The organism is Gordonibacter pamelaeae 7-10-1-b (assembly GCF_000210055.1).
Lineage (GTDB): Bacteria > Actinomycetota > Coriobacteriia > Coriobacteriales > Eggerthellaceae > Gordonibacter > Gordonibacter pamelaeae.
In genome coordinates, this window is the sequence record NC_021021.1 from 3,021,833 (window position 1) to 3,025,010 (window position 3,178).

General features: G+C 67.1%; 4 protein-coding genes. All 4 read right to left on the reverse strand.

Translation table 11 applies throughout. The annotated features are described in order from the left end of the window. Positions 1–211 (reverse strand): FeoA family protein (locus GPA_RS20265; RefSeq protein ID WP_041239691.1); only part of this gene is annotated, 211 nt, incomplete at its 3' end. A 140-nt stretch (positions 212–351) separates the two neighbouring features. Then, a complete protein-coding gene (locus GPA_RS13960) occupies positions 352–1,299 on the reverse strand; it encodes a sensor histidine kinase (protein WP_041239692.1) in 948 nt (315 codons plus the stop codon). A 27-nt stretch (positions 1,300–1,326) separates the two neighbouring features. After that, positions 1,327–2,166 (reverse strand): ABC transporter permease, encoded by an 840-nt coding sequence (locus tag GPA_RS13965; RefSeq protein WP_083809285.1) that lies wholly within the window; start codon positions 2,164–2,166, stop codon positions 1,327–1,329. Next, positions 2,097–3,047 (reverse strand): ABC transporter ATP-binding protein, encoded by a 951-nt coding sequence (locus tag GPA_RS19510; protein WP_015540265.1) that lies wholly within the window; start codon positions 3,045–3,047, stop codon positions 2,097–2,099. The genes GPA_RS13965 and GPA_RS19510 overlap by 70 nt, the downstream gene beginning before the upstream one ends. Positions 3,048–3,178 lie beyond the last annotated feature (131 nt).

Here is a 3,178-nt window from a genome sequence, read left to right on the forward strand (position 1 = left end):
CGATCTTGCGCGCGTCGTCGCGGCGCAGCGTGAGCTCGTAGCCGTGGATGCGCACCTCCACCGGGTCGCCCATGGGAGCGTGCTTAACCATGGCCACGTCGGCCTGCGGGATGATGCCCATGTCCAGGAAGTGCTGCCGCAGCGATCCCTCGCCGCCCACCGCCACCACGGTGGCGGTCTTGCCGATGGGAAGGTCGTTCAGGGTGCCCAACGTCTCGTCTCCTTGCGGCCGCGGCGATCCCCCTCGCCCGGCTTCGTTAGCCTGCGTTTACTTTTCAGGGATCATAGTACCGCGAATCGGCGCCATTGGCACGAAAAAGTTTTCCAAGGTGAACGATTTGTGAGAACCGTTCAAGCTGCGGCGAGCTCGATGCGGAGCACCAGCCAGCACGCTCCCTCGCACTGTTCCGAGCTCGCCTCGATGCTGCCACCCATGCGCTCCAGCAGATGGCGGGCGATGGCCAGGCCGAGGCCCGAGCCCTCCTGCGCACGCGACGCGTCCGCCATGAAGAACGGTTGGAACAGGCGCGAGAGGGCGCTTTCGGACAGGCCTTCCGCATCGTTGGCGAACTCGACCGCCACGCGGCCGCCGGCCCCCGCAGCGCCCGCGCCCTCCCCGGCCATCGACACCTCCAGCGCCGTCTTCGCGTACTTGCCGGCGTTGTGCAGCAGGTTCGCCAGCACGCGCTCCACCGCCTCGCCGTTCGCGCGCGCCAAAACGGCATGCTCCGGCACGTCCAGGCGCACGTCCAGGCCCCGGTCGGCCAGCAGGCGGTACTGCTCGGCCACGGACTCCCGCAACATGCGGCCCACGTCCACCGGCCCCAGCTCCAGCGGGACATCATCGCCCTGCAGGCGGGACAGCTCGTAGAACTGCGCCACCAGCCGCTCGAGCGACGCCGCCTTGCGCCTGACCGTGCCGAGCGCCTCGCGCGCCTCGGCATCGAGGGCCGCGTCGTCCACGAGCGCCAGGTACCCCCGGATGGACGTGAGCGGCGTGCGCAGGTCGTGGCTCACGTGCTCGACCTGCGCCTTGAGCTCCGCCTCGTGCCGCGCGCAGGCCGCCGCCTGCGCGCGTATGCCCGCAAGCGCGCGGTTCACCGTGCCGAGCAGCGCCTCCAAATCGGCGTCGGGAGCCGGCAGCCTCACGATGCGGTTGTCCTCCAGATGCCCCACGATCTCGCCCAGCTCCCGATCCGCCTGCCGAAGCGACCGCTTGAGCAGCGCGTACCGCGCGGCGAGGAAGGCCGCTGCCGCCAGTGCGACCGCCAGCAGCACCCCGAGGACGATCTCTGCCATGCCCGCGCCCCTTCCCATGCCCCGATCCTACAGCTCCGCCTTGCCCGCACGCCACAAGCCCACGGCACCGAACACTGCGATGCCCGCAATCCCGGCGATCAGGCACTTCGCCAATCCTTCAGGCGTATCCCACAGAAACTGCGCCAGGCCGCTCTGGTTGATGGCCACCTCGTTCGCAAAGAAGTTCGCGGGCAGCCAGCTTGCCAGCCGGGCCACCGGCTCGACGCCCAGGCCGATCACGTTCAGCACCGCCGGGATGACGCTCACGACGGCCACCCACACCAAGAACGCGGTGACGGTCTTCGGCAACGCAGAGCATACCGCAACGCCCAGCACAACGCAGGCCGCGGTGAATGGCAGCGCCGACGCCACGCCTTCGAGCAGAATGGCCACGGCCTCGGTCGACCCCTCCAGCAGAAGCACCGCGCTGCCCACGTACACGGCCAGGACCACGGCCAGGATGGCGAGCCCGAGCACCGTCGCCACGAGGCACTTCCCCAGGAACAGGTCGCGCCGCGAGCAGCCATGCGCGATGGCGTTCTTGAGCGTGCCGTCCTTCCGGTCGTCGGCGAACAGCACCCACACCAGCAAGCCAGCCATATAGAATAGAAGAGGCAGCATCGGGACGAGGTTGCTCATGGAGAAACGCACCGTGGCGTAGGGAAAGCCGGGCGTGGAGGACATGGCCCACAACAGCACGTTGGCCGCCAGCACGATGGCGCAGAGCGTGCCGGCGAACAGGTACGCCGCGCGGCCGTGCGCGATACGGTACGCCTCGCCCTTCAGGTAGTTCAGCATCATGCCACCCCCATCTCCGGCGCATCCCAGCTCCAGGGATCCACCTTGTCCTTCATATCGAGGTAATATTGTTCCAGCGACAGGCGCCGCCGCTCCAGTTTCAGAATGGACAGGCCGTGCGCGCTGGCGAGGCCGCTGTACGCCTCCATGTCCAAGCGCGGGTTCGCGATGCTCACCGTGCCGTCGCCGAGCACCTGGTACGTCGTGCATCCCAGCTCACGCTCCAACAGCACCGTGTAACACGCGGCGTCGGACACTGCTATCTCGATGCGGTCCGCACACCGCTCCCGCAACTCCTCGGCGCCCACCTGCTCCAAGAGCCTTCCATGCGACAGGAAGGCGTAGACGGTGGCCATCTGCTCCAGCTCCGCCAAGTGGTGGCTCGACAGCACCACGGTGATGCCCTTCTCGCGGTTGAGGCGTTGCAGCAGGGTGCGCATCTCCACGATGCCGCTGGGGTCGAGACCGCTCGCCGGCTCGTCCAAGATGAGCACCTCGGGCTCGCCGATGAGCGCCATCGCCAGGCCCAAGCGCTGCTTCATTCCCATCGACAGGTCCTTGCAGGTGTGGTCCCTCGCATAGGCCAGCCCTACCTCCTCGAGCATCCTGTCAGTCGCGTTCTTGCCGGGCACGCCCTTCTGGATGCGGCAGCACTCCAGATTCCTCTCCACGCTTAAGTGCGGGTAGAAACCGGGCTGCTCGATAATGCAACCGATGCGCGCCCTCTGGCGCTCAAGCTCGCGTGGAGAGTGCTCGCCGAAGAGCCGGATCTCGCCAATCGTGGGAAAAGCCAGGCCGCACAGCAACTTGAAAAGGGTGGACTTCCCCGCCCCATTGTCGCCCACCAAACCGAACACCTCTCCGCGCCGCACGGTCACGCCCACGTCGTCGAGCGCGGCAAAGCTGCCGTAGCGCTTGGTGAGGCCCCTTGTCTCTATCACATTTTCCATCGGGTCGCTTCTCCTCTTTCTCGCATTCGCCGACCGTGGGGAGAACCTTACGCTACGGGCGCTTAATAAGTCCTCAAGAAAGGTTAAGGAAAGCGTAAAGGCGCAGGGGCCGCGCGGCGGCATGGCGGGCA